This is a genomic window from Chryseobacterium binzhouense (assembly GCF_007474545.1).
Classification (GTDB): domain Bacteria; phylum Bacteroidota; class Bacteroidia; order Flavobacteriales; family Weeksellaceae; genus Chryseobacterium; species Chryseobacterium binzhouense.
In genome coordinates this window covers 231,169-255,889 of record NZ_VKOG01000002.1, presented here as the reverse complement: position 1 = coordinate 255,889, position 24,721 = coordinate 231,169, and the positions used below count along the sequence as shown (strand labels likewise).

Annotated in this window: 26 protein-coding genes and 1 pseudogene; 15 read left to right on the top strand and 12 right to left on the bottom strand. The window is 37.6% G+C overall.

From position 1 onward, the window contains the following. The first annotated feature begins 29 nt into the window (after positions 1 to 29). From FNE73_RS17050 to FNE73_RS06890, 11 genes are all read left to right on the top strand, one after another. Positions 30 to 1,019 carry an HNH endonuclease gene (locus FNE73_RS17050; protein ID WP_228429973.1) on the top strand — a complete coding sequence of 330 codons (990 nt, stop codon included), beginning with the start codon at positions 30 to 32 and terminating at the stop codon, positions 1,017 to 1,019. Between the two features lie 259 nt (positions 1,020 to 1,278). After that, entirely contained in the window at positions 1,279 to 1,911 is a 633-nt protein-coding gene (locus FNE73_RS06935) for a DUF4141 domain-containing protein (RefSeq protein WP_143884034.1), read from the top strand. Between the two features lie 3 nt (positions 1,912 to 1,914). Further along, entirely contained in the window at positions 1,915 to 2,910 is a 996-nt protein-coding gene (traJ, locus tag FNE73_RS06930) for a conjugative transposon protein TraJ (RefSeq protein ID WP_143884033.1), read from the top strand. A 20-nt stretch (positions 2,911 to 2,930) separates the two neighbouring features. Beyond that, entirely contained in the window at positions 2,931 to 3,554 is a 624-nt protein-coding gene (gene traK, locus FNE73_RS06925) for a conjugative transposon protein TraK (protein WP_143884032.1), read from the top strand. A 10-nt stretch (positions 3,555 to 3,564) separates the two neighbouring features. Further along, positions 3,565 to 3,852, top strand: a complete 288-nt coding sequence (locus FNE73_RS06920; RefSeq protein WP_143884031.1) for a nitrogen regulatory IIA protein — start codon at positions 3,565 to 3,567, stop codon at positions 3,850 to 3,852. Continuing rightward, positions 3,839 to 5,191 (top strand): conjugative transposon protein TraM, encoded by a 1,353-nt coding sequence (gene traM / locus FNE73_RS06915; RefSeq protein ID WP_143884030.1) that lies wholly within the window; start codon positions 3,839 to 3,841, stop codon positions 5,189 to 5,191. The genes FNE73_RS06920 and traM overlap by 14 nt, the downstream gene beginning before the upstream one ends. 24 nt (positions 5,192 to 5,215) lie before the next feature. Beyond that, on the top strand, positions 5,216 to 6,118 hold the full coding sequence (gene traN / locus FNE73_RS06910) for a conjugative transposon protein TraN (RefSeq protein WP_143884029.1): 903 nt from the start codon (positions 5,216 to 5,218) through the stop codon (positions 6,116 to 6,118). Between the two features lie 21 nt (positions 6,119 to 6,139). Next, positions 6,140 to 6,700, top strand: coding sequence for a conjugal transfer protein TraO (locus FNE73_RS06905; RefSeq protein WP_143884028.1), 561 nt, complete (start codon positions 6,140 to 6,142; stop codon positions 6,698 to 6,700). 11 nt (positions 6,701 to 6,711) lie between these two features. Then, positions 6,712 to 7,161, top strand: a complete 450-nt coding sequence (locus FNE73_RS06900) for a DUF3872 domain-containing protein (protein WP_143884027.1) — start codon at positions 6,712 to 6,714, stop codon at positions 7,159 to 7,161. Positions 7,162 to 7,266: 105 nt separating this feature from the next. Then, entirely contained in the window at positions 7,267 to 7,530 is a 264-nt protein-coding gene (locus FNE73_RS06895; RefSeq protein ID WP_143884026.1) for a molybdenum ABC transporter permease, read from the top strand. A 299-nt stretch (positions 7,531 to 7,829) separates the two neighbouring features. Continuing rightward, entirely contained in the window at positions 7,830 to 8,222 is a 393-nt protein-coding gene (locus tag FNE73_RS06890; protein WP_143884025.1) for a response regulator, read from the top strand. Positions 8,223 to 8,225: 3 nt separating this feature from the next. Here the strand turns inward: FNE73_RS06890 and FNE73_RS06885 are convergent, their stop codons facing one another. Both FNE73_RS06885 and FNE73_RS06880 read right to left on the bottom strand, forming a co-directional pair. Next, positions 8,226 to 10,568 carry a DEAD/DEAH box helicase gene (locus FNE73_RS06885; RefSeq protein WP_143884024.1) on the bottom strand — a complete coding sequence of 781 codons (2,343 nt, stop codon included), beginning with the start codon at positions 10,566 to 10,568 and terminating at the stop codon, positions 8,226 to 8,228. Next, the gene (locus FNE73_RS06880; protein ID WP_143884023.1) at positions 10,562 to 11,260 is read right to left on the bottom strand and encodes a hypothetical protein; all 699 of its coding nucleotides are present in this window, start codon (positions 11,258 to 11,260) and stop codon (positions 10,562 to 10,564) included. Before FNE73_RS06880 ends, FNE73_RS06885 begins: the two co-directional genes overlap by 7 nt. 373 nt (positions 11,261 to 11,633) lie before the next feature. Between FNE73_RS06880 and FNE73_RS06875 the strand changes: the two genes are divergently transcribed. Then, entirely contained in the window at positions 11,634 to 12,674 is a 1,041-nt protein-coding gene (locus tag FNE73_RS06875; protein ID WP_143884022.1) for an IS110 family RNA-guided transposase, read from the top strand. A 198-nt stretch (positions 12,675 to 12,872) separates the two neighbouring features. Here the strand turns inward: FNE73_RS06875 and FNE73_RS06870 are convergent, their stop codons facing one another. The 10 genes from FNE73_RS06870 to FNE73_RS06820 all read right to left on the bottom strand — a co-directional run bounded on the left by FNE73_RS06870 (position 12,873) and on the right by FNE73_RS06820 (position 21,081). Next, positions 12,873 to 14,408, bottom strand: coding sequence for a SulP family inorganic anion transporter (locus FNE73_RS06870; protein WP_143884021.1), 1,536 nt, complete (start codon positions 14,406 to 14,408; stop codon positions 12,873 to 12,875). Between the two features lie 470 nt (positions 14,409 to 14,878). Continuing rightward, the gene (locus tag FNE73_RS06865) at positions 14,879 to 15,688 is read right to left on the bottom strand and encodes a PRTRC system ThiF family protein (protein WP_143884020.1); all 810 of its coding nucleotides are present in this window, start codon (positions 15,686 to 15,688) and stop codon (positions 14,879 to 14,881) included. Continuing rightward, positions 15,685 to 16,398 (bottom strand): PRTRC system protein B, encoded by a 714-nt coding sequence (locus tag FNE73_RS06860; RefSeq protein ID WP_143884019.1) that lies wholly within the window; start codon positions 16,396 to 16,398, stop codon positions 15,685 to 15,687. The genes FNE73_RS06865 and FNE73_RS06860 overlap by 4 nt, the downstream gene beginning before the upstream one ends. 10 nt (positions 16,399 to 16,408) lie before the next feature. Beyond that, entirely contained in the window at positions 16,409 to 17,563 is a 1,155-nt protein-coding gene (locus FNE73_RS06855) for a hypothetical protein (RefSeq protein ID WP_143884018.1), read from the bottom strand. Positions 17,564 to 17,580: 17 nt separating this feature from the next. Next, positions 17,581 to 17,799: a PRTRC system protein C gene (locus FNE73_RS06850; protein ID WP_038330829.1), complete on the bottom strand. Its 219-nt coding sequence runs from the start codon at positions 17,797 to 17,799 to the stop codon at positions 17,581 to 17,583. A 26-nt stretch (positions 17,800 to 17,825) separates the two neighbouring features. Further along, entirely contained in the window at positions 17,826 to 18,425 is a 600-nt protein-coding gene (locus FNE73_RS06845) for a PRTRC system protein E (RefSeq protein ID WP_143884017.1), read from the bottom strand. A gap of 204 nt (positions 18,426 to 18,629) precedes the next feature. Continuing rightward, on the bottom strand, positions 18,630 to 19,106 hold the full coding sequence (locus FNE73_RS06835; RefSeq protein ID WP_038331135.1) for a DUF1281 family ferredoxin-like fold protein: 477 nt from the start codon (positions 19,104 to 19,106) through the stop codon (positions 18,630 to 18,632). After that, positions 19,090 to 19,518: a hypothetical protein gene (locus tag FNE73_RS06830; RefSeq protein WP_143884015.1), complete on the bottom strand. Its 429-nt coding sequence runs from the start codon at positions 19,516 to 19,518 to the stop codon at positions 19,090 to 19,092. The genes FNE73_RS06835 and FNE73_RS06830 overlap by 17 nt, the downstream gene beginning before the upstream one ends. A gap of 54 nt (positions 19,519 to 19,572) precedes the next feature. Continuing rightward, entirely contained in the window at positions 19,573 to 20,646 is a 1,074-nt protein-coding gene (locus FNE73_RS06825) for a DUF932 domain-containing protein (protein ID WP_143884014.1), read from the bottom strand. Between the two features lie 45 nt (positions 20,647 to 20,691). Then, a complete protein-coding gene (locus FNE73_RS06820) occupies positions 20,692 to 21,081 on the bottom strand; it encodes a single-stranded DNA-binding protein (protein ID WP_143884013.1) in 390 nt (129 codons plus the stop codon). Positions 21,082 to 21,681: 600 nt separating this feature from the next. On the opposite strand from FNE73_RS06820, the gene FNE73_RS16705 reads away from it, so the two are divergent. The 3 genes and pseudogenes from FNE73_RS16705 to FNE73_RS06810 form a co-directional block, all read left to right on the top strand. Then, the gene (locus FNE73_RS16705) at positions 21,682 to 21,840 is read left to right on the top strand and encodes a hypothetical protein (RefSeq protein WP_185147309.1); all 159 of its coding nucleotides are present in this window, start codon (positions 21,682 to 21,684) and stop codon (positions 21,838 to 21,840) included. Beyond that, positions 21,837 to 23,306, top strand: coding sequence for a recombinase family protein (locus tag FNE73_RS06815; protein WP_052217447.1), 1,470 nt, complete (start codon positions 21,837 to 21,839; stop codon positions 23,304 to 23,306). The genes FNE73_RS16705 and FNE73_RS06815 overlap by 4 nt, the downstream gene beginning before the upstream one ends. Before the next feature lie 295 nt (positions 23,307 to 23,601). Then, positions 23,602 to 24,612: pseudogene (locus FNE73_RS06810) on the top strand (recombinase family protein); the annotation flags it as partial. Between the last annotated feature and the right edge of the window lie 109 nt (positions 24,613 to 24,721).

The following is a 24,721-nucleotide window of genomic DNA, read 5'->3' as shown; positions in this document are numbered from 1 at the left end:
GTGAGACAGACGAAACTGTCAGAGAGCAGATGATTAAGTACATCAAAGAGTTGAGACAGGAAAGAAACAAATATCCAGCTTATGACAAGATGGATGGCAGTTTCAGAAAGTTAAAATACGTTAGATATGCGGACGATTTTCTTATCGGGGTCATAGGTAGCAAAGAAGACTGCAAAAAGATAAAGGAAGACATCAAGGTTTACCTTGATGAAAAGCTGAAACTTGAACTGTCTGATGAAAAAACCTTGGTGACTAATGCTAAGAAACCAGCCAAATTCTTAGGCTTTGATGTCTCCGTGCGAAACTCCGATGAATCCAAGAGAGATAAGCACGGTAGAACCGTAAGATGTTTCGGAGATAAGATTGTACTCCGTGTCACAGCAGACGTGATGAAGAAAAAGCTACTGAGCTATAATGCCATGAAACTGGTAAATGAAAAAGGCACAGAAGTTTGGAAACCACGCTCACGCTATTTCATGAAAGACTTGGATGACTTAGAAATCATCAGTCAGTACAACGCTGAAATACGGGGCTTTTACAATTATTACTCAATTGCCAACAACAGCTCGTTTGTCCAGTCATTTTCTTACATCTTGGAGTACAGTATGTACAAAACGTATGCACTGAAATACCAAACTTCAATCAGTCAGGAAAAGACTAAAAGATGTATCAACGGAGTGTTTTCCATTCCCTACAACAACAGGAAAGGAGATATAATGTACAGACGCTTTTACAAAGAGGGTTTCAAACGCCAAAAAGCTGCCCGTGGTGCTTACGTGGATAGTTTACCTGTCACGGTTACCATTACAGGAGGAAGAAACAGCCTTATAACAAGGTTGCAAAACCAGAAATGCGAATTATGCGGTGCCAACGAGAAATTGGAAATGCACCATATACGCAAATTGAAAGACCTGAAAGGTAAGCAAGACTGGGAAAAACGAATGAGTGCAAGGAGAAGAAAAACCTTGGCAGTATGCTCAAAATGCCACGATAAGATACACGCAGGCAAGTTAGACTGAATAAATTGATGGAGAGCCGTATACCTGGAGACAGGTACGTACGGTTCGGGGGAGAGTTCTTGGAAACCTACCATAGTCAATATGGCAAGGCGCCGGGTCCTTATCCTACGCTTATACGACAGAAGAAACCGAAAAAATGGAAGTGATGCAGCTCGCTTCCGAACTGGGCGGTAACGTGGAACTCGCAATTAAGCATATCGCTATGCAAAGGCGCGACAACTTAAATCAATAGTAATTAACAATCAAAAATTTCAAGACAATGAAAAAAATATTTTTAATGATGCTCACGGCAATCATGTTTGTCGTAGCACCGTCAGCAAAAGCTCAATTTGTCGTGACTGACCCCGCAAATTTAGCATCAGGTATCCTCAACAGTGCGAACGAAATTGTACAGACTTCCTCTACGGTAAGCAATGTCGTAAAGAACTTCAAAGAGGTTGAAAAAGTGTACAAACAAGGCAAGGAATACTACGATAAACTGCAAGCTATCAACAACCTTGTAAAAGATGCACGTAAGGTGCAACAAACAGTTTTACTGGTGGGCGATGTGTCCGAAATGTATGTGACCAATTTCGGTAAGATGATGAACGATCCGAATTTCAAACCAAATGAATTAGTAGCCATTGGTAACGGGTATTCAGCACTGCTGAATGAAAGTACTGAACTGCTAAAGGAATTGAAACAGATCATCAGTGCATCAAGTCTTTCACTGAATGACAAAGAGCGTATGGATATTATTGATCGTGTGTACAAAGAAGTAAAAGAATACCACAGCCTTGTACGCTATTACACCAATAAGAACATATCAGTAAGTTACCTGAGAGCAAAAAAGAAAAATGATGCTAAAAGAGTGCTTGATCTGTACGGAACTTCTAACCAAAAATACTGGTAAATTATGGAATGGGATAATCTTCACGAACTTCTGCGTTCGCTATACGATGATATGATGCCTCTTGCAGGTGATATGGCTGCGGTTGCGAAAGGTTTGGCAGGATTGGGAGCTTTGTTCTATGTAGCATTAAAGGTTTGGCAGGCTTTAAGTCGTGCCGAACCTATTGATGTTTTCCCATTACTTCGCCCATTTGCCTTAGGACTCTGTATTATGTTTTTCCCAACTATTGTGTTGGGAACCATTAATGCGGTATTAAGTCCTGTTGTAACAGGAACCCATCAAATACTCGAAGACCAGGTACTTGATCTGAACAAGCTACAACAGCAGAAAGACCAATTGGAATATGAAGCAATGGTCAGAAACCCCGAAACAGCCTATATGGTATCGGACGAAGAGTTTGATAAAAAGCTGGAGGAACTGGGTTGGTCGCCATCGGATATTGGAACAATGGCAGGAATGTATATGGACAGACAAGCTTACAAGATCGAAAAAGCTATCAAAGATTGGTTTCGTAACCTACTTGAAATACTATTCCAAGCTGCGGCTTTAGTCATCGATACTATCCGAACGTTCTTCCTGATTGTTTTAAGCATTCTTGGTCCAATTGCTTTTGCCATCTCCGTATGGGACGGTTTTCAGTCCACGCTCACACAATGGATCACCAGGTATGTCAGTGTATATCTCTGGCTTCCCGTTTCGGATTTGTTCAGCTCTATGCTGGCAAGAATACAATCCCTCATATTAGAACGGGATATAGCTATGCTAGCAGACCCAACTTATATACCCGATACGAGCAATACAGTGTACATCATTTTTATGATTATCGGCATTATCGGATACTTCACTATACCAACAGTTACAGGATGGGTAATCCAAGCCGGAGGTGCAGGAAACTTTACACGCAACGTAAACCAAGCAGCTATGAAAACTGGAAATATTGCAGGTGCAGGAGCTGGTTCAGCAGCAGGAAATATCGGTGGAAAATTAATGGGAAAATAAAATAATTAAATCAGTTAAAAATGGAATTTAAAACTTTAAGAAATATAGAAAACAGCTTTAGGCAGATACGTTTGTATGCCATAGTATTTGCAGTTCTCTGTATTGGTATTGTAGGATATGCCGTATGGAAATCCTACAGCTTTGCCGATGAGCAACGCCAAAAAATCTATGTACTGGATAACGGTAAATCCTTAATGCTTGCCCTGTCGCAAGATGCCAATATTAACCGACCTGTTGAGGCTCGGGAACACGTAAGGCGTTTTCACGAGCTGTTCTTTACCCTTGCTCCAGATAAGAATGCAATCGAGAGCAATATGAGCAGGGCATTCAATCTTGCCGATAAAAGTGCTTTCGATTATTACAAAGACCTATCGGAAAAAGGTTACTACAGCCGTATCATTTCGGGTAATGTACAGCAACGCATAGAGGTGGATAGTGTCGTGTGCAACTTTGACAGTTATCCATATGCGGTGCGTACCTACGCAAAGCAGTTCATCATAAGGTCTAGTAATGTAACACGTCGTAATCTGGTTACTTCCTGCTATCTCGTAAACTCCGTTCGTTCCGACAACAATCCACAAGGTTTTAACATCGAAAAATTTGCGGTGGTAGAGAACAAGGATATAGAGGTCATCGAACGCTAAAACAGGATATATGAAAAAAATCAGGGAAAATATGGAGAGGTTTTTTGACAAGCTGGACGACCGTTGGAGGGCTCTACCATTGAGGAAGCAACACCTATACACGCTGTACTTCTTTATTGGCTATCTGCTGGTTACTGTAGGCGTTGTTGCCAAAGTATGGTACGATACAAGCAATTCAAAAAATGATATGCAGATAGAGCATATTGAAAACCCTGTCCTTAAAAAGAACGAAAGTCCTGCAACGTTGCAGGACACATTATCAACAATTTTAAAAAATCAGATTTATGAAAGAAAATGAGAACAAAAAGTCGGCTGTTCGGGTAACAGAGGGTAACCCGAAAAAAACCGCCGATTTACTGCAAAACGGTAACGAGAATAAAATGAAAAAGCTTAAAAAACCTTTGATTTTTGGTTTGATGGGTATTGTTTTCGTTGGTTGTATGTATTTAATTTTCAAACCGTCGGAAGACAAAAAGGAAATCGAAAACATCGGGCTGAACGATGCCGTTCCACAAGCTACCGGAGCAGGAATGCCTGCCGACAAAGGCAAGGCGTATGAACTTGAAATGCTGGAACGCAAAGAACAGGAGAAACGTAATGGTTTGGCAACGCTTTCAGATTATTGGAACACAGATGACAAGAAAGAACCTGCGGATGAATTTACCGAAGATGATGATGAAAGCACCGGCTATGGAGGTGGTAGTAGAAATTCGGGAAGAAACAGTAGTCTTGCATTAAACAGCTATCGAAATGCACAAAGCACATTGGACAATTTCTATCAGGACAACAATTCGGAAACAATGGAGCTTCGCAAGCAATTGGACGAGTTGAAAGAACAACTAGCCGATAGAGATATGCCAAAGCCTACAACCGTAGATGACCAGATTGCATTAATGGAAAAATCTTACCAGATGGCGGCAAAATATCTCCCGACAAATACGAATCCCAACACAGCAGAACAACCTGTACCCGCAACAAATGGTACCACTTCAGTGGTTTCGGGTGCTAGTAAAAAAGAGCATTTTGTATCATTTACTGCTGCAAGGAAGAATACCGTATCTGCTTTATATCGGGAGCCTACAGATAGTGAGTTTTTGGAAAATTGGAGTGAAACTCGAAACAGAGGGTTTTATACCGCAGGTACTACCGAACAAGTAGTACAGCCCAAAAACAGTATCAAAGCCTGTGTACACGATGCGCAGACAGTGGTTGGCGAAACGGGTGTTCGTTTGCGATTATTAGAACCAGCAAAAACACCAAGTCGTACTATTCCGCAGGGAACGATTGTAACCGCTAATGCCAAGTTTCAAAGCGGACGTTTACAGCTTAAAATTACCTCTGTTGAACTGGAAGGTAATATCATTCCGGTTGATATCACTATCTATGATATAGACGGACAACAAGGCCTGTATGTTCCATATTCTCCCGAAATGAACGCCCTTACTGAAATGGCTGGCAACATGAGTCAGCAATCAGGGACAAGTCTTATGCTCACGCAGAATGCCGGACAACAAGTTGCTGCCGATTTGAGCCGTGGTGTAGTGCAAGGAATTTCGGGCTATTTCGCCAAGAAAGTACGAACGCCAAAAGTTACCTTAAAGGCAGGTCATCAGGTCTTTCTCGTTTCCAAACAATAATGTTGAACTCAAATAAATAAAATAATGAAAAATCTTTTTAAAACCTTTTGGGCGGTTGCCCTGACTATCGGCTTTGCCGTAACCTCTTTTGCACAGGATAGTGCAAATACAAAAACACCGCTTGCAATGGGCAAGATAGAACCTTATCGTATGGAAGTTACCTACGATAAAACTTCACATTTGATTTTCCCTACCGCAATTCGTTATGTGGATTTGGGAAGTGAGTACCTGATTGCTGGAAAAGCAGAAGATGCAGAAAACGTATTGCGTGTAAAAGCATCGGTTCGGAATTTTGAAGCCGAAACCAACTTTTCCGTCATTACCAATGATGGTCGTTTTTACTCTTTCAATGTATATTACAGTTCTTACCCGGTAGCGTTGAGCTACGACCTGCTAACAATGCAAAAAGCTGTAGATAAATCCAATGGAAACGATGTGCTGTTTGAAGAATTGGGCAACAATTCTCCGTCTTTGGCTGGCTTGTTATTGGAAACCATTTACAAGAAAGATAAGCGTATTGTAAAACACATCGGGGCAAAGAGCTTTGGTATTCAGTTTATCCTGAAAGGTATCTATATCCACAACGGGAAATACTATTTCCATACAGAATTACGAAACAAAAGCAATGTACCGTTCAATATTGATTTTATCAATTTCAAGGTAGTAGACAAAAAGGTAGCCAAACGTACCGTAGTACAGGAACGACCTATGATACCGCTTCGCACTTATAAGCCTTTGGAAGACGGAATAAACGGACAATCTACCGAGCAAAATGTTTTTCTGTTAGACCAGTTTACCATTGCCGACAATAAGGTGTTGCTGATTGAAATCTTTGAGAAAAACGGCGGACGACACCAAACGCTTCAGGTGGAAAATTCGGACTTGATCAAAGCCCGTGTAATCAATGATATGCACCTGAAATTTTAATAACCTTTTAAAGCAATTACAATGAAAAAATATATCTACACCGTGATGTTGCTCTTTATGACCATTACAGTAACACAGGCACAAAGAATGCTACCTAAACAAAAAGGTTTGGAGATAAGCACAGGCATTTTGTCTGATGATAAAATCAGCAACGATTATTACATCAATGTAGCAATGACCGTAAACGGCAAAAACGGTAACTATCAGCTTTGGGCGTTGGAATACACGCATCAATACCACGATTATAAAGACCTCCGTATACCGCAGGAAACCTATACGGCAGAAGGAGGTTACAGTTTCTTTTTATTAGGTGATGCCCGTAAGAATATCACGCTAAATGCCGGGATAACAGGTGTTGTTGGTTACGAAAACATCAACCGTGGCGAAACGATGCTGTATGATGGTGCGAAAATAATGAGTGAGGATAATTTCATTTACGGTGCCGGTGGTCGCCTGACCTTTGAAACGTACCTGTCTGACAGATTTGTATTGGTTTTGCAAGGGCGTACCAAAGTGTTATGGAGTACAGATTTGCGACAGTTCCGACTGTCCGCAGGTGTGGGATTAAGGTTTAACTTTTAAAACATAAAACGATGATAGCAATATTTAATAAATTCAGAATAGGATTACTAGCGATATATGTACTATTGGCAATCTTTACAGCTTCGGTTACTTTGGTATCTTGTAGCAAAGATGATGAACTCGAAATAAAGAACGATTTTCCTTTCGAGGTCAATGTAATGCCAGTGCCTAAAGATGTTACCAATGGGCAGACCGTTGAGATACGCATTACCATACAGCGTACAGGAAATTACAGCAACACACAATATTTCCTACGCTACTTCCAATTCGACGGACAAGGTACTTTGCAGTATTATAATGAGCCTCCGTATCTTCCGAATGATTTGTATCCTTTGGCATCGGAACAATTTCGATTGTATTATACTTCAACTTCAGCAGTTTCACAATCCTTTGACGTTTGGATTTCGGATAGTTTTGGGAACGAAAAACAATTGAGTTTTCAGTTCAATAGTAGTGATTAAAAAGAAAAAGAAATCCTGTCATAAAAAGGCAGGATTTCTTTTTTAGGATAATGAGTGGGAAAATTATTTTGTAAATTTAAAATGTGAATTTAAAGTGATTTTGTTATGATTTCTTCATTGGTTATAGGGATAATATCTTTAGTTGCAGGTTTGGCACTCCGTTACTGGATTAACCGAAGAAAGTTTTATAGAAGAAGTCACTCTGGTGCAGAGGGCTTTTCGTCTTATGAAAAGCAGGTCACCATTAAGTTTCTTGAACGAGTTGGTAAATGGATAGCTTATGCACTGATTATTTTCGGGCTGTTGTCAGTGTGGGTTTACTCTCGTGAAAAAAAGGCAATAAAAACAGAGCAATCAAATCAAAAATAATTTCTAATTACATTTTTAGGAGAATCGGATATCTAAAAGGTTATCCGATTTTTTGTTTTTAAAAGAGATAAAGATTGATAAGGGTTACAATTATAGAGAGAATGCTAATCAATTAAAACGACTTTAGTATATTTACTTAGTAAAATAAGACAACAAGACAATAAGTAGGAACGCTCACGCTAGGCGTGGGCGCTCGCTTATTCGTTGTCGGGTATACCAGTGCCTCAGTATCGATAAGTTGTAGTTGCCTACGCTTCTTTTTTGTGCAGGCAATCCATTAATTTGATACGAGAATAAATATGGAAACTGGTACATCACAACAAAAAATCACCCTTGCTTTTATCGATGGCAAAAGCCCAATTTTGGATCTGATTTACAACGAACTCATAGCTTCAGGAATTGAAGTGTTGTTTAGATCGGAAAGTATTAAAGATGGATTAATTCAATTATCTGATTTAAAATCTATACCAAAGGTTTGTATTATTGACATTGATTTTTACGACAAGAATATACTGGAACAGCTACAGAAATTGAGATCAAAATATCCATCGATTAAGCTACTTGCTCATAGTGATATTGACGATGAGCAAGTAGGCAAGGCTCTTTTGGATATTGGTTTTTCAAATTATCTAATTCTTGGTAGTGACGTAGATAATTTTAAAAAAGCCATTGACAAGGCTGTCAATGGCTAGGATTTATAGATATCTTTCAATTAATTTAAAATTGTCAAAATTTTCAGTGTATTCATCTATATTTTTCTTAAAGACGATTTCTGTTTCATCTATTTTTTCAACATATTCGATAAGTTCTTCAATTTCATCAAAACTAAATCCGTATTTAATTAACCATATTTCAGTCTCATTATTAGTACCGTATTTTATATAATTGCTTAAAACTTGTGCTCTAATATCATTAGTTTTTTGAAAATATAATATAAAGGCACTTGACAAAGGATCTTTAAGGGATAATGACAACACTTTGTCTATATAATCATAGGTATCATATATTATCTTGTCAAAATCAATATCAACTATATTGGTATCTCTTGGAAATAATGAAACTGGTCGTTTAAAGGTCTTATTTGGCAAAGGTTCTGCGATGCAAGAAAACCTAACTTTTTTCTTTGATAATAATAGTCTAAATTCTCTAGAAGTTATCTCTTTTTTTAATAATTGTCTTCTCAATGCCCTCCTATAATCTTTTTCTGACAAAAAAGCATGTCGTAATGAAATAATTTCAGCAAACGATTTACCTTGAATTTGCCAGAGTAAAATTGGAATAGACGTACTGAGAACATTTTTTTCTCCATTTGATAACTCAGTACGTCTAAGATGTGCTTTATATATATTTTCAAACGATATTTTAATTTTTTTTCTTTGATCATCTTCTAGTCTATAATATTCCTTTACAGTTAACGGTTGTGATTGCTTATTTAGAAATTTATCTAAGATAAAAACTATTTCGTCATCAAGGTTTGCACCTGATATCCGTTTAATCTGGCTCTCAGTAAGCTGTAAATCAACATTAAAGGTGTCATTTTTAATTGCGTCAACAATATCTATAAAATCTTCATTGTTGGGATCTGTTGTGTCATCTAAATTAGATGTAGTTGTTAACTTCGACTCTTTATTTAGCCTTTCTATAAAGAGCTTTTTGTTTTTTTTCTCTATCACTACGTAACCGAAGTCAAAACAATCATTTTCAGTTGTTGTCCGTCCAGCTCTACCAATCAAATTTTTTAGATTAAGAGTTTTTTGATCTTCGTTTCCAGTAAATGTGAAATTATTGATCCAGACTATATCGAAAGGCATATTAATGCCTTGAATTAAAGTTGATGTTGAAAAGCAAATTTTTGCATGATGTCCATTAACGAAATCTTCGATTATTAAACGAGCTTTAAGCGGTATTGAACCATGATGGATAACAATTCCTCGTTTCATTAAATAAATTAATACAGAGTTTTTTTCTCGGTCATCTTTTGTTCCCAAAAACTCTTCAAGTTTACTGATATAAGATAAACCTTTTTCATCTGAAATTTCAGGACACAATTCAATATACTCGGCAAAAGTTTCAATAAAACTCCCATCATATATTTTTGATTTAGATATATAAATTAAAGCTGTACCATTATTTTGAATGATCTCTTTAACAATATTATTATCTATACCTCTTCCTTTTATTCTATCGTCGAAAGGCGAAAAGTATTTAAAACCATTATCAAAATGCTCAATGTATATTTTTCCGACAGTCTTTTGATTGTATGTTTCTGAATCTGTGTTGTTTGTAATGTCATGTTTTTTGAATTGAGCATCTGGGTTGAGTACAAATGGATGAGTAAAAATTTTTTTAACATTTTTTAGCTTTTTATCAATTCTCCTAACCAAAGAATCAAATTTCATTCCTCTAATTCCTTCTTCTGAAATCTGAGCCTCGTCCAATAATATTAGTTCTAAATTTAGATTATCTATATTCCTGAAAATCTCTTCACCCCGTTCAGGAGTAATAATATAAATTCTGTTTTTTGTGCGCTTAGTGTTGACAATTTCAATGAATTGAAGTACTAATGTTTCCTTAGAAACTAATTTTTTAACTTTTATTAAGTATTCTGAAAGTAATGCTCGTGATGGCAAAATAATAATTATATCTCCCTTGGATTCTTTTATCAGTTCTTGAAATAGAAAAGATTTCCCTGCACTTGTTGGAGCAGAAAACGAAAAATTGGTGTATTTCTTTATTGAATTATACGCATCGGCTTGAACAGGTGTAAAATTATGCCCTGTTTCTTCAATTATTGATTCAGCATATACATTATATATTGTTTCGATGAACGAATTAGGTGTGCTTGTTTTGTAAAACAGTCCCATAAGAAACATTAATTTCCCTTCATATTTTTTAAAATCTTCTGGTATATATTTTTTTAAATACGATAAAGATTCTAAATGACTGTTGCTGACAGGTCCATATTTATGAAAGTCAAAAAGAATTTCTTTAATAGTTTGTTCATCAACCTTCTGCTGAAATAAAATGTTACTTAACATAATTCTACCGCGATTAAATATAATTCTTTGTGTTTAATTATCTCTTTAATTGGTTTAGAATCAAGAGCATTATTCAATATCGTGATAATACTAGCACTATTGAAAGAAAATGCCGCGGCATATCCCTTTTCATCATTAATGATGTTGTTTTTTGTAGTTTCGTCTAAAAATGGTTGTAACCAAAGTAATTCTCCATTATCTCTATCATTAATAAAATTATTTATTTGTACTAATGCTTCAGGTCTTGGAGTATCATTTGTGCTAAACTTTGCTTCTCCAAATATTAAATAATTAGCAGAACTAATGCTGTGAAAGTCAAAACCAGGATTACCAGATATTTTTTCTTTCAATAGTTCGGCTAGAGGTATTTTTTTATGTAGGAATTTAACTTCCAACGCGTGTTGTGCTGAGTATGAAACAATATATTCGCCAATATCCGTATTCACAGTAGTTGAAACTTTTGCAATTATTTCATTAACTATCTTGTTAATAGTTTTTTCAGCATTTGCTTTAAAAACTTTCTTGGAAATTTCATCCAAATTATTTATCCAACTCGTATCAGAAATATTAGTTTCTATTTCTTTAATGATAGGCTTAAAATCATCAATTTTTATATGAATGCAGTTAATATTGCATTCAGAACCAATTGGGAGTTTACTAAGTATTTTATTATCAATATGGTTAATATTCATTAGTGGTTCTGATTTATAATTACTTATTTTTGGTCAAATAGAAATTCAATAACGAATCTTGCTACAAATAACAAACTTACTGAATTAAAGCAATGTTTAAACAACTAGCAAACAAAAATCTATCCTAACCAAGCGACGTTCTTTTGCTTCTCCTATGTTTGTATAATATAATCTAAGTGAAGAAGGGCGAGAGCAGATTTTGCTTTAAATAGCCTTATGGTATATTCAAGAAAAGAGACTGCCTCCTCTTCTTTAACCTTTTAGAATCTGAACAGAATGTAAGGAATTTGCTCATTATTATGAGTTTAATAGCCAGTATATCCAGTCAGGAGAAAAGATGAAGGAAGGTTATCACTTACCTAAACCATATAAGATGAAGGTATTATTAAAGCAGACAGTAGGAATTGATGTTGCACAAAATGAATTAGTTGTATCGCTTGGTAGAATGGATGAACAGATCAGCATAGAAGTCTATGGCTACAAAGTATTTCCCAATACTAAAAAAGGGTTTTCAAGTCTTGTATCGTGGGTAAATAAACAGACATCAACTACAACAGAAGTACGGTACGTAATGGAAGCAACAGGAGTTTACCATGAATCCTTAGCCTACTATCTTTACAGTATTCAAAAACAAGTCAGCATCGTTTTGCCAAACAAGATCAGTAATTATGCAAAAACACTTGACATAAAAACCATTACTGACAAGAGCGCTTCACAAGCGATTGCTAGATTTGGTTTGGAAAGGCAATTGGAAGTATGGCAACCTCCTTTAAAAATATTTAATGATTTGAGACAGCTTTGTCGGGAACGTGAGCAGCTTGTACATGAGCGTACAATGTTGAAAAATCAACTGCACGCAGAACGTACTTCTGCAACTTCAAGTGAAAGCTCAGTTAAACGAACTAAAAAAAGAATAGCTCTTATTGATTTGCAGGAAAAGCAGATAAGAGAAGAAATTGCTATCCTTATCAAAGGAGATCAAACTCTAGTAGAAAAGATGAAAATAGTATCTTCAATTCCGGGAATTGGAAATCTGACTGCTGTAACAATTATCGCTGAAACCAACGGATTCGAGTTAATAAAGAATAAAAGACAGTTGGTCAGTTATGCAGGATTAGATGTAAGAGAAAAGACATCTGGAACCTCAGTGAAATCCAAACCTCGAATTTCCAAGCGGGGTAATAGGAATTTAAGAAAGGTAATGCACTTTCCAGCATTAGCTGCAATTAGGACTGATGAAAGGTTCAGAGATATTTTCTTAAGAATGGTTTCAAGGCATGGTATCAAAATGAAGGCTATAGTTGCCATCCAAAGAAAACTCCTAGAATTGACTTTTATATTATGGAAAAACAATTCTTATTATAATTCAGAACACCAGCATCAAATCATTCCGTTTCAGGAAGTAGCGATGTAAATAAAGAGAAGCTTAATTCTCTATCGATAATTTGTTTAAGAGGTTGGCTTTAGCTTATAACCCCCGAACCATTTTTGTGTTTATTTAAATCTAATATTTAAACTTAGTTTAAAAGTAAAAGGCTGAAATGCACAAAAAAACATCGAAAACCATAGAAAAAATCTGATAGCTTTCGATGTAAACTTAAATATACCAATGTTACTTATTAGTCATTACTTTGTAGGTAGGATCTTCGATAATATTCACATCTATAACTGTTTCAGCATTTTTCAGTAACTGTCTGCAATCTTGGCTTAAATGTCGTAAATGTAGTTTTTTACCTTCCTTGTGATACTTCTCCGTAATTTTATTTAAAGCTTCAATAGCAGACATATCAACTACTTTACTTTCCTTAAAATCAATTACAACTTCATTCGGGTCATTTAGTACGTCAAATTTTTCAATAAATGCGGCAGTAGAACCAAAGAACAGCGGTCCAAAAATTTCGTAATGCTTTACACCATCTTCATCTACATACTTTCTTGCACGTATTCGTTTGGCACTTTCCCAGGCAAATACAAGAGCTGAAATAACTACACCTATCAAAACGGCTAAAGCTAAATTGTGTAATAGTACAGTTATAACTGCTACCAGCATACCAATAAAAATGTCGTGTCGAGGCATTTTATTAATAATTCGAAAGCTAACCCACTCAAATGTGCCTATAGCTACCATCATCATCACCCCGACTAATGCCGCCATTGGAATTTGTTCTATTACAGGACCTGCAACCAGAATGATCAATAAGATTGCAATTGAGGCAATTATTGCAGAAAGTCTGGCTCTTCCACCGGCTCCGATATTCACTAAAGTCTGAGCAACCATTGCACATCCACCCATTCCTCCGAAGAAACCGTTGGTGATATTTGCTATGCCCTGTGCGGCAGCCTCACGGTTAGATTGTCCTTTTGTGCTGGTTATTTCATCAACCATATTAAGCGTTAACAGACTTTCAATCAACCCAACACCTGCCATTACTAAGGCGTAGGGGAAAATAATTTTCAGGGTTTCCAGATTAAACGGTATTCCTGGAATATGAAATGATGGCAGTGAACCACCTACTGAAGCTATATCAATTACTTTTTTAGTATCAATACCGAAAAAATATACGATACCGAATACAACAATTATCGCTACTAACGATGCAGGAACCGCCTTTGTAAATTTTGGTAATATAAATACAATTGCTATGGTTAACAACGTCAATCCCGCCATTAAATAGAGGGCAGAACCCTGCATCCAACCTTCTATTCCGTTTTCTACTTCTTTAAATTGTGCTACCTGTGCCATGAAAATGATTACTGCAAGACCATTTAAAAAACCGTACATTACCGGTTGCGGGATCAGGCGTACAAATTTACCAAGTTTAAAAATTCCTACTAAAAATTGCATAAGACCTGCCATTATAACGGCAGCAAAAAGATATTCCACCCCATGTGATGCTGCCAGTGCAATAAGTACAACAACAGTCGCTCCGGCGCCCCCGGAAACCATTCCCGGTCTGCCCCCTAGAATTGCGGTTACAATACCCATTAAAAAGGCTGCATAAAGACCTGTCAATGGCGATAGCCCCGCTAAAATAGCAAACGATAAAGACTCTGGTATCATGGTCATGGCAACTGCAAGACCTGCAAGAATTTCATTCTTGTAATTAATTTTCTGTTTGAAATCAAACAAATTGATAATTTTCTCCATAAAAAATTATGTTTAAATATGTAAAATTTGAATAAAAAGTGGGTACACTGAAGTAAAATCTTCGGGTACGATAAAAAAGCCAATAAATTAAAATTGGGAAATAAAACAGTTTAGCCTAAGATCAAGGCGGCGTAACTTGAGATGATATTTGTACTGTTCTTTTCATTAAGTTACGCAAAAGTACAATTTAAAGTCATTTTACACAATTTATCACTAAATAAAACTAAAAAAAATTGTTTTACAACACAGAATCTTTTCTTTGGTCGATGCGTGGAAAGAAAAGAAGTCATATCATAAACGACAAAAAGGGATAACGAATATCCCTGCAAAACAGATCGCAACCTGTTTGATGAAATGTGACGTGAGGACGGTTCGTAGCCTTACATTTTGGCAAAGTGGTTGTTCCGCTTAGATGCAAAAAGACTGCCCCGACCTTCGGGAGGGAGTGTCTTTTTGCCGCCCGATTTCGGCTATCGGGCGACTAATATTGGTTGTGAGCGAAAATCTTTCAGATTGACAAAAAAGCCTCTATATTCCGTCAATCCATTACGAAATAAACCCCATAACAAAGAACTGCCCATTTGAGCCAATGACGAATTGATATACAAATCCTGTTTTTCCAATGCTTCAGCTAAACTGCAACTTGGTGTGTCGTCTTGCTGTTCGGACTGCTTCAGCAAATCGCCAAATTCTTCTGTAACCATTGGCAGATTAGAAACGGTTTCGTATCTGTCGGAATTGGGTTGTTTTATATCTCCTATGGTTGATAACAATACTTGTCCAGTATGTTGGCTGTTTCCATAATCCAACCAATACTTTGGTTTATGGTGGTAATGCTTTCCGTTGTCCAAAGCTTTCAATATTTCGGCAATACCAAATCTTGCTTTTACACTATCTACACAGGTAATAAAGATTGTAGCCAGTGCGTTTTCGGGAACTTTTCCGAAACTATCCTTTTCAAACCTTTGCGTTTCGGCTTTCCAGTTTGTACCTGTAAAGCGGTTGGCTCGGTTGATGAGAGCAACGGATTTATATAGCCCAACCTCACACTCTGCAAAACGCTGTCTACCCAAATTTGCTTCTGTGATAACATCATCATCCCAAAGACGAACGGACAATCCTGCGTGTCCTAAAGCTATTAAACTGTGGTTCATTTCCATTAAGGCGGTCAAAACCTTTGAGCCTGTGCCACCTGCACCGATAAGGTTTATGGATATGGGATTGGTAGCGTTTATCAAACTATTGTCCGTAAAATGGACTGTTATTTTTTCGTTGTTCATCGCAATATGTCTTTTAAGGTTAGATTATTTTTTGTCAATACTTCCATTGGAAAGGCTTCACCTGTGGCAATTAAATTTTCCCAAAGGCTTACGCAATTTCCATTTATCGGGTTATGACCGTGCATTAAATGACTGAAATAGCTGTTAAAGAAAAAACCTTCCCATTTGTTTATAAATTCTTCCAATGAAGCGGTTTTCTTTATGCGTACATCAACTGTACCCATACATACATTGCCGTCCTCATACACGTTAAAAAAAGGAGCATTGTACAGCTTTGTTTTTATTGTAGGTCTTCTGCTATTTGGTAAGGCAAAAACGGCTAAACCGTTTCGGTTTGCTACCCACAACATGGGCGGTACATTGGCTTTGCCTTTAAGTATGCCCAGACTTTCTACAAAATACATTTCCCTTTGTGTGGCTTTGGTAAACCATACTAATTTGTTTGCATTAGGCTCAAAGTATAAAACCTCATTGCTTAATATTCCCTGCGGTTTCAATAACGGTTCTTTTTCCTCTTTGGCGGTCTTCAAAGCCTTAGCCAGTTGGTTAGCTTCCTTTACGGTCAAAGGGTGTGCATTAATAGGCATACCGTTTTTATCCATATCAAAATGCTCTACATAAGTATCGTTACCCTTTCCGGTAGTCTGATAAAATACCAATGCCGATTTTGGATAGTACAATGTTCCGAAATCCTGTGTTATATCGTTCATAGCTTTGTTTTTAAAAATTATTCAAAATGTATGTCAATTCATTTATCATCGGTAGCAAACGGTTTTCAAAATCCAAAGTATTGGCGGTTATATCACTTCCGTCAAACCGTTTGATAATAATGGGTTCTTCCATCTGTCCGTATTCCTGTAATTCGCTATTTACAGATTCTACCACATTATCCATAAGCCAGCCTGTACCGTCTGCACAGAATGAAACATACTTCTCCATTGAAATGATATTTTCCATGTCTTCTTCATTGGCTTCGCCATTTGGTCGGGCATTGCGGAATACGTTTGTATTAGGGTACTGCTGATAAATGGCATAGGCTTCCTGTGCTACTTTAAAGCAATCAGCATCAATCTTATCTTTCGATTTAAAACGGTTTAACCGTTCTTTAAAGAGCCTTAAATTAGCTTCGTTGTAAATTTTCTGTTCCATACGGTCGCCAATCCATTCTGCTTGTGCAAATTCGCTGAGGTAGGCTTCTGTATCTTCTCCGTAATCATCTTCGGTTACCCAATCTTTGTGCATTTCATACATCCAGTACAGGTAACTACTTTCCTGTCTGTAGTATGGAATGTCGGCAATGTGGTACAAATAACTGCAAACTGACAAAAACAGTTGAGCGGTATGTTTTCGCTTTGGGTCTTTCAACCAACGAAATAAGGGTATTACAGGAATGTAATACAGGGTTGCACCAGTATTATATCTTTCCTCGCTTGTAAAAAACACTTTCTTGCTATCCTGTATCAGTCTGATTTCTTCCCAATCCGTTATTTTAAGTTTTAGCTGTTCTTCGGTGTCTTTTAAAGCCAATGCGATATTGTAGGGGTAGCCGTAAGATTGCGTTGATTTCGGAATGATACCGTAATGCTCTGCCAATTGAGAAAGGGAACTATAAAAATCCCTTTCCATTTTAGCATTATCCCTGCAAGCCTGTACGGTTTCTGTTTCGTTCAGTCTTGGGAGAAACGAAGTCCTTAAAAAACCATTGGCAACATGGCTACTGGTACGGACTGCTGTTTGTCCTTTTGGATTTCGTTTGCGTCTTTCGGTCGTTGCATCCAGTTTGCAAACTCGCTCAACTGACGGTGCAATTGCTTTTGCTTGGGTTCTTGGGGCATTTGGAATGTTCCCGATACGGTATGTCGTTGCATAAGTCATTGTTTTACTGTTTTAGTTTAACCTTTTGTTCCCATTGCACTTTCAAAGCGGTACTGTACGGTATCGTCCTTGATTTGTGGTGCTGATACTTTTGCGGTAGTCAGAATGGGGTATGTATTGGAATAAAAATTCATTACTGCCTGTACACTCCATTGCGGTTCGGGGTCGTTGAGTTTGATTTCCTGCCCCTTATCATTCAATATAAAAACTCGTTGTAATTGCGTTGCTAATAACATAACATTTGATTTTAGGGTTAATACTTTTATTCTTCTTCTCCTGCTTCATCAATCGGGTAATCGTCTGTAACTACTGCCGATTGTATCGGTTCGGGTGCTTCTTCCGTAGTACCGAAAAGGCTCGGTGTGGCAAACTTGTCCGATAGTGAAGTTTTGCGTTTGCGTATGGCTTCTGCATAGTCGGGAAAATCGACAGGGTTCGGCACTTTCATCCACGCTTCACGGAATTTGCCCTCTTTTTCCAGTTCGTCTGCCTTTGCCATAGCTTCTTTATACTTCTTGTCCCTGGCTTCCTTTTCTTTCTTCTCCTTATCGGCTTTTTCCTTTTCCATTGCCGATTGTTTTTTGACTTCCTCCATTTGTTTTAAGAACTTTTCCATATCCACCATCAAACCCGAAACGGTCTGTACTGGTGCGGTTATCTGTTCAAAAAATCCCTCATCAAACTCCTGTGCGGTAGCATTGAATGTAAGGGGCGGAATAAGGTTTTTTGCACTATCCCCGCATTGTTCATTGTTAAGCATAACCGATACGATTAGCTTGGTTTCTGCTCCCTTTGAAATGTTCAGTTGCAATACTCCTGTAAAGTCCAACTGCTGTATCTGATTGAAAAAATTTGTGTTCATCGTTCTAATTTTTTTGTTTATCCTCTAATCGTTTTTTCTTAGCTGTCAGTTTATTGAACATATCTGTCCAGTAGGCGTTCTGTCTCTTGTCGAACTCTGAAAAACTTTCGTCCTCGTGTCTGTAACCAGTGAACCGCTTGCTAATCTTTATGGCTTCATCAAGGTCAGTGACTTCGATAGAGCATCCGTTTAAATCCGTTACTTTCATAGCAATGATAATTTGCGTTCCAAAAGCGTTTCCAGTATTTCGCAATCACTTTCATAAGTTTCCCCCTCAAAATGGTAAGTGTCTGTATCTTCATCAAAATCATACGCTTCTATGTCTTCATCGCTCAAACATACATCGTCCAGTATGCCGTTTTGATAGGTTGCTCTACCATATATCCCGTTTCCCATTTCCTCATAATCCTGTACAAAATCAACTTGGTATCGGTCTGCTATGCTCCGCAGTATCTCGGAGTTAGGCGACCATTTGGTTTCGTACTGAAAATTTCCTTCATCGCCCTCGTTCCAGTAGATATTGAAGAAATACCCACCGTTCGTACTGTCTGAAAAGTCGGGCAATTGCCCTTCTTCGGCTTGCTCTTCCTTTTCCTTTAAGATTTGGAAAAGTTGTTGTATCTGTGTGATTGCTTCGGGTTTTCCCTCGAACACAACCGTATTACTACACCAGTTCGCCATTGCTGTTATCATTTAAGGTTATTTCAATCATTTTTTGTTCTCCGAAAAGCAGGTGTATAGCCTGTTTTAGTTGGTGGTTACATTCGGGTTTTTCCGCATATTCTATCAAGCTATTTGAAACAAATATGGCATTGTAACCGTCAAAAAGTTGGTCAGAAAATACTCTTGGGTTTCGCTGTAACATCACGTTGTACTGCTTTAAAATTCTTTCGGTATTCTCTACAAGACCAAACCAAAAATTGGCTGTAATAAGGGTTTTATCTGCCCATATACTCCGCATATATTCCTCGTGTTTTCTGAAACGCTCGGTTTCCTGCTGTATAAAAAGGCTTATTTCCTTAAGGTTTTTGGAAAACAGTTTTGCCAGTATATATCCCTTTTCCACATTGTTCATTTCTTCTAATGCTTTCATTGTAATGCTTTTTAAAGGCTACCACCGTTTGTAAGGCGGTAGCCTGTCGTTTAATTAATTGAGTTGAAAAACGTCTGCACCGACTTTCTGAAAAGAGGTACATAATTCAAATGCTTTCTGTGATTTCAGTTGAGCAGTACCACCCATTACAATACTCTGTAATTTGGCTTCGTTGTCTTTGTAATTTCTTACGTTCTGATAGTAGCCTGTTACCGCATTGTATGCTCCGAACAATGTACCTTTGGTGGTTTCCATTTGTTGGGTATCGCTTATCATTGCATAAGCAAAAGCATCTTCAACAACGTTTTTGAATACGGTGGAAACTTCATCTTCCGCACCTTTTTTCAGCAGTTCCAATGTTTCCTTATTTGGGCAAAGTGCCAATTGGATTAGCTTTTTAACTTCTTGGTCTGATACCTTGACTTTCGTCCACTCATTGAAAATCCCTTCTAACTGGTCGCTGAACTGGTTAGCAAGTCCCATAACTTTATGTGCGTTGTCTAAACGTTGTTTTGCTCCTGCGGTGTGCTTGATGCGTACCACATTGCTCATATTGCGTAAAGAAGCATTTAAGGTATTTTGGCAAACAATTCGGATAGGTGTAAAAGCGGCTGTAATACTTCCGCTACCGTCATGCGAAGTGGTTAGAAAAATGTATTTTTCTGTCACATCATCGCCATTGCCCACACGGATATAACTCGGCAATTTGGCTGTAATAAAAATGCGTTCACCGTTGCCCAAAGCTCCTGCGGTTTCGTATAAAATGCCGTCCGTACCGCCTACAATACTGTCAAAGAATGAAAAAGCATCTCTGTTTTGTACGATATGGTAGTCTTTACCCACAACACCCACAACCGCATTGTTATCGGTGCGTATGTTGGCGAAATAATTAGGTACTTCCAGTTCGCTATTTCCAATCTCGATACCGTTAGCAGTTTCTATAATGCCTGAGCTTTTTGTAAAGAGTGGAGATTTTACCACTTCATAATCTAACCCTGCGTGTCTGATTGCTTGTTCGCTTGTTGGGTAATCCTGTACGATTTTCCCCAAACCGTGCCACGCTTTTTCCTTTACGCTAAAGAATGAGTAACGTCCTGTCTTGCTGTTGAAATTGATATTATGTGCCATGCTGTTGAAATTTTAAAAGTTTGAAAAATGAGTATTTGATAGCTGTTAAAATGGTAGGTCATCTTCGGTTTGCTCCGCCTTAACCTTACCTTTGTTATTGTCAGTAGCCTGTGTGGTTTCTGTTTTCCTGCTACCTCCGTGCAGTTTGATTTGCGAGGTATGAAAATTCAGTCCTGCTTTTGGTTCTCCGTCATTTCCTGTCCACGCTCTTATACTTACTCTGCCTGTCAGTTCTACCAGTGTGCCTTTTGTGAGTAGTCTGGCTACTTTGGGAGTTATCCAGTACGAGCAGTCGAAATAGGTTGTTTGCTCTATGCGTTCGCCCTGCTTGTTTTTGTAGCTGTCGTTTGTTGCTACTGAAAAGTTTACTACTTGTTTGTCCTGTGACGTTGTGCGTACTTCCGCATCCCTTGTCAGTCTTCCTGTGATGTTCATGATTTTCGATTTTTACGTTGTTAAATTCCTGTTTGATTTTTTTTGATTTGATTTTATTCGGCAATGAGAGGAGGTGCTTGTTTTCGTTTCACTTTTTCCATTTCCAATGCTGATATTTTTCATTTCTGACATTTTTTTTATTCGTGTAAAGAGCCGGAGTATGCTTTGTTTCGTTTCACGAGCATAAAAGGTTAGTGTTTAGCAGCAGCAAGGTTTTGTCAAAAAAATACGACCCGCATGGGTGGAGATTATTTTGCAAACCCAAAGGGCACGACCTTGCTGTTGCGTTATGAACACTGAAATACCTTTGCTCTTGAAATGGGACAAAACCAGCATACCGGCTCTTGGATAAAAAACAATGTGGAAGCCAGTGGAAAAGGCATTGGATAATGACCCGATGCGTGTAGAAAACACGCAGCCATCGAAGCTGAATTTTACAACACTTTAGTGTTCAATCAGTAGCTTATTATTTGCTATCTCATTCGGTCGCCAATAATATATGGTCAAATACTGCCTTTAAAAGACAAAGACTACATCTTTGGGCTTTCGCTTTAAAATCATACATAATTTCAAAATCCATATTTTCTAATAGGGTTGGTTATGAGAGATAATTCACAAAAAACTAAGGTTACCGCTGAAAAACTTAAGAAAGTTCTGAAAGGTGATAAGACGGAAATGTCAAATGAAGATGCTACGAGAATGCTTCAGTTTTTAAGAAAACTAGCACAGATCGCTGTAAAAAAATATTTGGAAAGATGAGAGTAAGCAGAGAGCCCATTGCAGACATTTATGTACGTGTAAGCACAGATGAACAGGCCGATAAAGGTTACTCGCAACGTAACCAGGAAGAAATGCTACGCAAATACTGTGAAAGCCATTCCATAGAAATACGTCATGTCATATACGAAGACCATTCTGCCAAAACCTTTAATAGGCCTGAATGGAAAAAATTGATAGCTAATCTGAAGAAAAACAAGAATCGTATCGATCTTATTCTATTTACCAAATGGGACCGTTTTAGCCGTAATGCAGGCGATGCATACCAAATGATAAATCAACTCCGAGATCTCAATGTAGAACCACAGGCAATTGAGCAACCATTGGATCTATCAATACCAGAAAACAAAATGATGCTGGCATTTTACCTTGCAGCTCCAGAAGTTGAAAATGACAGGCGGGCATTAAACGTATTTTATGGTATGCGACGGGCGAAGAAAGAAGGAAGGTATATGGGGCTGGCTCCGGTTGGTTATAAGAACAAGATTGATGAGGCCGGAACTAAATACATTACACCAAAGGAACCAGATGCTTCCACCTTACGGTGGTCGTTTGAGCAATTAGCAAAAGGAACATACAACACCGAACAAATTTGGAAGAAAGCAAAGGAAAAAGGTCTAAAATGCAGCAAGAACGCTTTTTGGCAAGTAATAAGAAATCCACTTTATTGCGGAAAAATATTTATACCCACATTTAAAAATGAAGAGAGTTATTTTGTGCAAGGGCAACATGAAGCGATATTAAGTGAAGAGCTATTTGAACAAGTGCAGGACATTTTGGATGGTAGAGGTAGAAAATACCGCTTAAAGATTGAAACTCGTAATGAATTCCCACTACGAGGATTTCTGATCTGTCCAGAATGTGGAAAATTATTAACAGCAAGCCGTTCCAAAGGCAGAAACAAATATTACAATTATTATCATTGCTATAAAGGATGTTCTATGCGAATCGGTGCGGAACAATTAACTGAATTACTTGAAAATGAGCTAAGACGTTATGTACCTTCAAAAGAAGTATTAGAAGTCTACAGAGATATTTTAGTAGAGAGCTATTTAGAACAGACCAGGGACATTCAAACTTCAAAAAAACAAATTTCTGTACAACTGAAGGATTTAGAAAAGAGGGTATCGCATATCAGGGACTTGTTGGCCACTGACAAGATTGATGCTTCGGAATATCATGAGATAAAGAACCAATACAGTACGTCAATTGACCAGCTAAATAAAAAGTTTCAGGAAGTTTGTGGGCGAATACCAGATATAGACGAGCTGTTGAAAAATGACATTGCAGAATTTCTCAAGCTCGATAAGGTTTTGGAACAAAGCAGCAGTGAAGACTTCAGGGGATTTTTAAGCCTGATCTTTCCAGAAAAGTTGCTATTCGATGGGATATCGTTTTCAAAATCAAAATTCTGCACCGCTGTACAAATAGGTTATAGTTATATCTGATTATCCCAACTATAAAAATTACTGTAGAAAAAGCACCTATCAAAAATGCCCAAGTTGGGCATTTTTTTTTGGTTTATTCCGTACAGGATTGCATGAGATTTATCGCTGACAATCCTGAAAATCATTTTTAAATAAAACGGCTATTTTATACCAATATTCCTGAAAAGTAAGGGATTAGATGATATTGTTTTAGTAATTTAGTGCCAATGAAAGCCAACGAGTGCCATTAAGACAAAAGATACTGTTTAATACTTTGCAACGCAGTTTTTTTATCGGACAACTCTTAGGTCATATTATGTGCAATTTTAGATTTAAAGCGATGGGTTATATAGCAGACATTTACATACGAGTTAGTACAGACGAACAAGCTGATAAAGGTTATTCCCAAAGAAATCAGGAAGAGATGTTACGTAAATATTGTCTTAATCAGTCTATTGAGATAAGGGATGTTATTTATGAAGATCACTCAGCAAAAACATTCAATAGACCGCAATGGAAAAACCTTATCACAACGTTGAAAAAGAAAAAGAATCATGTGAACCTTATCCTTTTCACGAAATGGGATCGTTTCAGCAGAAATGCTGGTGATGCCTATCAAATGATTAACATTCTTCGCGGGTTGGGCGTAGAACCGCAGGCGATAGAACAACCACTTGATTTGTCTATCCCTGAGAATAAAATGATGCTGGCATTTTATCTTGCGGCTCCTGAAGTTGAAAATGACCGTCGTGCATTGAATGTATTTTACGGAATGCGCCGAGCGAAGAAAGAGGGGCGCTATATGGGATTAGCTCCTGTAGCATATGAAAATAAAACTTCCGAAAATGGAAAGAAATTTATTGCACCGAAAGAGCCTGACGCTTCCGTTTTAAGGTACGCATTTAAAGAAATAGCGAAAGGTATATTCAATACCGAGCAGGTGTTTAAGCAAGCGAAAGAAAAGGGATTGAAATGTAGCAAGAATGCTTTTTGGCAGGTTATACGAAATCCATTGTACTGTGGTAAAATATTCGTTCCCCAGTTCAAAGACGAAGAAAGCTGTTTCGTTGATGGGCAACACGAGGGAATCATATCTGAATCGCTCTACTATGAAGTACAGGACGTATTAGATGGACGCGGACGAAACTATCGTCCCAAGATAAAAACCATTGATGAGTTTCCGGTTAGAGGATATTTGGTTTGCCCTGAATGCAGTAAGTTATTGACTGGAAGTAAATCAAAAGGTAGAAACCGTTACTATGCATATTATCATTGTATCGGAGGATGTACGCATCGTGTGAATGCTGAAAAAGTCAACGCGGCTATTGTAGAAGACTTAATTGAATTTCTTCCTAAAATCCAAAATAGATCTTTCTATGAAGAAACCATTTCGAAAGACTACCTAGGTGGAACACTAGAAGTACAATCAGAAAAAA